Annotated in this window: 5 protein-coding genes; 1 reads left to right on the top strand and 4 read right to left on the bottom strand. The window is 63.5% G+C overall.

Translation table 11 applies throughout. The features are described 5' to 3' along the window. Together KDH09_14160 and KDH09_14155 are read right to left on the bottom strand one after the other, a co-directional pair. Positions 1–904 (bottom strand): tetratricopeptide repeat protein (locus tag KDH09_14160; GenBank protein MCB0220841.1); only part of this gene is annotated, 904 nt, incomplete at its 3' end. 106 nt (positions 905–1,010) lie between these two features. Further along, the gene (locus KDH09_14155; protein MCB0220840.1) at positions 1,011–1,664 is read right to left on the bottom strand and encodes a lytic transglycosylase domain-containing protein; all 654 of its coding nucleotides are present in this window, start codon (positions 1,662–1,664) and stop codon (positions 1,011–1,013) included. Between the two features lie 222 nt (positions 1,665–1,886). Here KDH09_14155 and nadB point away from each other — a divergent pair, with 222 nt between their 5' ends. Next, positions 1,887–3,485 (top strand): L-aspartate oxidase, encoded by a 1,599-nt coding sequence (gene nadB / locus KDH09_14150; GenBank protein MCB0220839.1) that lies wholly within the window; start codon positions 1,887–1,889, stop codon positions 3,483–3,485. A 45-nt stretch (positions 3,486–3,530) separates the two neighbouring features. On the opposite strand, the gene KDH09_14145 is transcribed toward nadB, so the two are convergent. Next, entirely contained in the window at positions 3,531–4,394 is an 864-nt protein-coding gene (locus tag KDH09_14145; protein MCB0220838.1) for a hypothetical protein, read from the bottom strand. Between the two features lie 141 nt (positions 4,395–4,535). Continuing rightward, entirely contained in the window at positions 4,536–6,083 is a 1,548-nt protein-coding gene (locus KDH09_14140; GenBank protein ID MCB0220837.1) for a glycosyltransferase family 39 protein, read from the bottom strand. Between the last annotated feature and the right edge of the window lie 254 nt (positions 6,084–6,337).

Genomic DNA, 6,337 nt, shown 5'->3' with positions numbered 1-6,337 from the left:
CGGTGAGCCGCGCGATGCTGGGCTCTTCGAGTGAAATGCGGAGCAGTCCGGGGGTTTCAAGCAGCAGGGCCGGAGCGTCTTCTCTCACGAGGGGCACTACCTCCACGGGCGCGGCTGCCTTGGGGGCCGGCGCCTGGGTTTTCCGTGGCGGCGCCACGGGTTCTGGCCTGGGTTTGGGGGCCGCTGCGGGCGGCTCGCTGTCCGGTGCAGCTTTCTTTGGGCTCTCCGGAGCGCTGGTCTGCACCTCATCGGGCGTGCGCCTGCGGCGAAGGAGTTCGCGGCGCCGCTGGGCAGCATCGATGAGATTTTCCTCGGTCCGCTGCGCTTCGGATGCGATCTCGTTTTCGAGCTTTGCCGCCGCGCTGCCGGGGGCAGGCGGAGGAGCAACCGGTTTGCCCGCGCTGGCCGGCGGCTCGCTCATGCCCTGGCGGCGCTTGTCGATCATGGCTTCCATCTCGGCAACCATTTTCCTGGCGCCGGCCTTGTTGAAGGCAATGATGGCTTTCTCGTATTCACTCTTTTTGGAGTAGACCAGGCCCAGGTAGCCGTGCAGGCGCCTGGAATCGCCGCCCTTGTCGAGAGCGGATCGCAGGTTGTGCTCGGCCTCATCGAAACGCTCGGCCTTGATGAGTACCAGCGCGCGGTTCAGGTAGAGCGCGGGTTGGCCGGGGTTGGCTTCAATGAGTAGCTGGTAGGCGTCGATCGCCTCGTCCAGGCGTTCGGCCTTGAACAGGGCGGCGGCGCGCATCGCGCTGGCCTCGGGGTGGTCGGGCTGAAGGGCAAGGGCCTCATCGAGTTCGTCGATGGCCTCGGCGGTTTGCCCTTCTTCGAGCAGGTCGGAGGCCCGGTAGAAGTGGCCCCAGAATCCCGCCGGGTGCTCGTCTTTTTCCTGTGGTCTCGCCATGGTGCGTGGCGTTTCTCTCACATTCACAGATTCACGGGGCGCGGCGCCGATTCGCCGTCCCTCGCGTTGCTAATCAGGGCGCGCGGCCCCGCCCTCGCCCTTCCTGCTAGAAGGAGCTTCGGACCAGGGAAATCGGAGAGCGCTCCGGGCGCGCGGGCGCTTCGGGTTGTTCGCTCTGCTGTTTCTTGTAGGCCCGGTAATACTGAACGACCTTGCGGACGTAGTTCTGAGTCTCTTTGTAGGGAGGCACGCCGTTGTAGCGCTCGACCGCGTTGGGTCCGGCGTTGTAGCTGGCAATGGCGTGGACGAGATTCCCGCCGGTGCGACGGATGAGATAGTGCAGATACTTGACGCCGCCGCTCACGTTCTGGAGCGGATCGTAGGCATCGTCGACGCCGACGAACTTGGCCGTCTCGGGCATGAGCTGCATGAGCCCCATCGCCCCCTTGTGGGAGAGCGCCTCGGGGTTGAAGTTGCTCTCGACCTTGATCATGGCGCGAATGAGATTGCCATCGATGGAGTAGCGCCTGGAGAGATACTGGATGTGCTGGTTGAGGGCGACGCGGTCGAGGTCTTCGGACTCGAAGTCGGCTTCGTCCTCTTCGGTCTCGCGCTTCTTGTAGCCCTGGTGGCGCGGCTTGTCGGAAAAGTGCATCGAGCCGTCGGCGGCCTTCCATACGTAGAGCTCGGCCGAGGCCGGCACTGCCGCCAGAAGTAGCGCCAGGGTCACAATTCCGCTGATGGCTGCCTTGAGAGTCATCTACCCAATCCCGTTTGTCCCACGTCCGGCGGGATATCCCCCAGCATCCTCGGGGGTACACCTGTTCCCGCTGGTCCGATTTTACCCGGAAAAAACTAAAAATTACAAGCACTTGCCCTTGCCCCGGCGGCGCACTCTGGGGCATGTATTTGCGGCCCCCGGCGCCCATACTGGCCGGGATGCCACGCGGGAGGCCCCCGAAGCCCCCTCTGGAGAGAGCGCATGGAGCGGGAAACCGACATTCTGGTCATTGGCTCTGGAATCGCCGGGCTTTTCTTCGCCCTGCGCATGGCCGAGAAGGGCCGCGTGCTCATTGTCACCAAGCGGGAGATGACCGAGAGTTCCACCCGCTACGCCCAGGGCGGCATCGCCAGTGTCTGGAGCGATTCCGACAACGAGAATGCCCACGTGGCCGACACGCTCACCGCCGGGGCCGGGCTCTGCCACGAAGACACGGTGCGCCTGGTCGTCCACGCGGGCCCTCCCCTGGTCCATGAGCTTATCGACCGCTGGGGTGTTTCTTTCACCAAGCGCGAGGACGGCGAGTTCGACCTGGGCCGCGAGGGCGGCCACACCCAGCGCCGCGTGCTGCATGCAGAGGACCAGACCGGCCGTGAGATCGCCCGCGCCCTGCTTGAGGCGGCGCGCGCCCACCCCAACGTCGAGATTCTCGAACATACCTGCGCCATCAACCTGATTACTTCGCGCGAGCTGGGCAGCCGCAACGCGGTCAACCGCTGCCTTGGCGCCTACGTCCTGCGCACCGAGTCGGGCCTTGTTGAAACCGTTCGCGCCGGCAGCACGATGATCGCCACCGGCGGTTGCGGGAAGGTCTATCTCTATACCTCGAATCCCGATGTTGCCACCGGCGACGGGATCGCCATGGGCTTTCGCGCGGGCGTGCCGGTGGCGAACATGGAGTTCATCCAGTTCCACCCGACCTGCCTGTATCACCCGCAGGCCAAGAGCTTTCTGATTACCGAAGCACTGCGCGGCGAAGGGGCGATCCTTCGCACCCGAAGCGGCGACGCGTTCATGAAGCGCTACCACGACATGGCCGATCTGGCGCCGCGCGACATCGTGGCGCGCAGCATCGATACCGAGATGAAGCGTTCGGGCGCCGACTGCGTCTTCCTCGACGCGACGCACCTGGGATCAGAATTTCTCGAAGAGCGCTTTCCCCATATCACCCGCACCTGCCGGGAGTTCGGCGTCGATCCGGCCGTGAGTGCCATCCCCGTGGTGCCGGCCGCGCATTACTGCTGCGGCGGACTCATCACCGATCCCAATGGCGAGACCGCGGTGCGTGGGCTCTACGTCACCGGCGAGAGCGCGTTCACCGGACTTCACGGCGCCAACCGGCTGGCGAGCAACTCGCTGCTCGAAGCCCTCGTCTATGCCGACCGCGCGGGCAAGCACCTGCTCGAACAGGGCCGCATCGAGGAGCCGCCCCACCGCGACTTCGAGATCCCCGCCTGGGATCCCGGGCGCGCCGTCGATCCCGATGAGATGGTGGTGGTCTCCCACAACTGGGATGAGATCCGGCGCTTCATGTGGGACTACGTGGGGATCGTGCGCTCGAACAAGCGCCTTGAGCGCGCCCGCGCGCGCATCCAGCACCTGCTCACTGAAATTGACGAGTATTACTGGGACTACAAGGTGACCGAGCCGCTCATCGAGCTGCGCAACCTGGCCACAGTGGCCTCGCTCATCATCCGGAGCGCCCAGATGCGCCAGGAATCACGCGGCCTGCACTACAACGCCGACCACCCCGAGACCGACGACGCCCACTGGCACCGCGATACGGTGATCCTGCCCTAGCGTCAGGGCACTGCGTTTTGGTTGGGTGACCAGGCATGCGAGGCATTACTCAAACCAATGCCACAACATCGGTGCGACCGATGCTCCTTCATAGTAGACTCCGCCCTCATTCGTGCATTCCATTTCCGAACCGGTAATGAAGCCGTAGCAGATCTTGTTGCCTGCGTTGCTGTCTGAAGGCCCCGTCACATTGAAAACTGCAAAATTCACCGGTATGTTCGAGCCCCATACCGGGGTTGCATTGGGGAGAGTTTCATCAGGATTGATGACCAGGGCGCCGTAGAAATCGAGTCCGCGTTCATGGACGACACCGGCTTCAAACTGATTCTCGAAATGCACACTGCCATCCAGTGTGAGCGACTCTATTCCCGAGTCACCCAAAAAGTCCCCCAGCATGCGGCAGTCAGAAAAAATGATGTCATAGCTTCGGATGTATTCCTCGTATTCGATATCTTGTTCTGAGGTGACCTCGGCCACGCCGCGCTCAACGTAAGTCATTGTGCCTGATCCGCTGAGGCAGGCAGGCATGAAATACACCCCCCACCACTCGCCATAATCGACGGGCTCGCCACTTCCAGTGGGATACTGGGTTTTCAATCTGGTCTCGGCCGCATCGTGGAAGTGTTCGGTAATATCCTGAAAAATCGTGACACCGATGGTTCCGGTAACCAGTGCATAAAAGTCATTGTCGACACCGGAAACTTCCATGCCCCGCACGGACCCGCCCATGACGGGGTCGATCTCGCCGTCACAATTTGCGTCACATAGATCTGAGAAAACCGACGTTGCCTGTGCAGAGTTAGGTCCTACCAGCACTCCGAGTTCATAGCGCGAGGGCGCGGAACCATCGCCGCATGCACTCAACGAAAGCAAAAAGGCCGCGAACATTGCCACTCGGCCAAACTGCATTTTATTTTCCCTTGTATCTCTCATGTCTGATCCATCTCCGCAATGATTGTGCGTGTTTGCTAGCACGTTAAAATTACATGTCATAACCAGCGAAAGCGTACAGTGTGCGATAATGAATCGCTTGGCCAGTCGCTCGCCGATTCATGTGGGCGGCCCGGCCGGACAAAGCACTTCAACGAACGCGCTGGTGGGCGAATCGTCCTGCCGGGGGCGCGGCGTGTAGTTGTGCAGGATCGAGAGCGCGCCGCTCAGGGTGTGTTCGGGGTCGAGACCTGCTTCGTAGAGAACCGGAATTCCGAGCATGCAGCGCTTTGCCGCCGCGAGATCATTCGCGCATGCGGCGAGCGCTTCGCGCCGCCGGGCTTCATCGGCGCGCACGGGGAAAAGACGGTCCATGGGGCAGGCTTCGCCGACATCGACAAGCGTCTGCATCTCCATCAGGCGCGCCGCCACCGGGAGCATCTCCGCCAGATAGGGCGGATGGATGCTCAGCGGCGTCCCCTGCCGCTGCTGCTGCGCGACCGTGTTTGCAAGCAGCGGCATGTAGGGCGGATAGGAGGGATGCAGGCCCCAGGCAATCATCGCCAGCGAGAGCGCTCCGGGAATGCCGAGGCTCAGTCCCGCAAACAGGCGCAGCCGCGCGCCCGAGCGCCTCCAGCCGAGCACAATCAGCGCCAGCACGCCCGGCAGCACCGCCATGTAGGCACGGGCCCGAAACTGGGGCGCGTGATAGAGAAAGGCAAAGACGCAGGCCAGCAATGCGGCGCACCCGAGCAGGCTTCCCACCAGAACGCGTGCGGCGGGCGCTCCCGCATCGTTGCGCACAGTGCGCGCGCCCTGCACCAGAAGCGCAAACATCGCCGCGGCCAGAATCCACTCGATTGCGCTCAGCCAAAGCGGCGTTCCCATCCACAGCCAGAGCTCGACATGGGAGAGCAGGTCGACAAGCACGGCCTGCGGTTTGAAGGCCAGCGGCAGAAAACCCCACAGGCGGGTGATCTCGTGGTAGTAGGCGGCCGCCTCGCCCGCGCCCGTCCAGAGCCAGACAAAGAGCGCGAGCACCGGAAGCTGCGAGGCCGCGAGCAGCAGCCAGTGCTTTGGCGAGAGTCGCCCGCGAAGCTCCCACGCGAGCATCGCCGCCAGCGCGGCAAAGAACGGCAGGATGAGATACCCGCCAAGGAGGAGACCGACGCTCGTCAGAGCAAGGGCTTTGAGCGCGAAGGCGCCCGCATTCTCGGGCGATCTCAGGAAATCCAGCGCGAGAATCAGCGCCAGCGCGGCGAAGAGAAAGACGAAGATGTATTCCTCGAAGAGCTGGGAGTAGGCCACGTGCATCGGCGCCAGCGCCGTGAGAAACGCTGCTGCGAGCGCGGCTTTCTCGCCCGAGATCCGGCGGGTGAGCCCGTACATCGCGGCAACCCCGGCCACGCCGGCGAGCGCATAGGGAAGCCGCACCCAGAAGAGCGTGCCGGGCCAATCGTAGAGAAGTTTCGAGAGCCACAGGCTCGCCAGCGCGCCCTTGCCCATCACCGCCGACTCGGCCGCGTCGAAGTGCGGCTGGGAGAGCCACACCAGGCGTCCCACCTCGTCGGGATGGAGCGCAAAGCGCGCGATCCCCACAAGGCGAATGCCCAGCGCCAGGGCAAGCACCGCCCAGCGGGCGGCTTTGCTTGAAGTGTCTTCCTGCATGCAGTGCGAAGAATACCGGCGCCGTCGGGCAAAAGAAAAACCCCCGGCCGTCTGGTTTGCTACACTGGGGCCTTGACCCGGCGAACACAGACTCGCCGTCGAGGAGTTTCCAATGGATCCACGATCACAGGCCATCGGCGACCTGTTCGCCAACCTCTCCGATCACAACCTGCGCGAGCGGGTGTTGGGCGAGCTCTACGCCGATACCGTCGTCTTCCAGGACCCCATCCAGCGCGTCGAGGGGCTTGCCGCCT

The sequence above is a fragment of the Chrysiogenia bacterium genome (assembly GCA_020434085.1).
GTDB lineage: Bacteria > JAGRBM01 > JAGRBM01 > JAGRBM01 > JAGRBM01 > JAGRBM01.
This window is presented reverse-complemented; position numbering and strand designations above follow the sequence as displayed.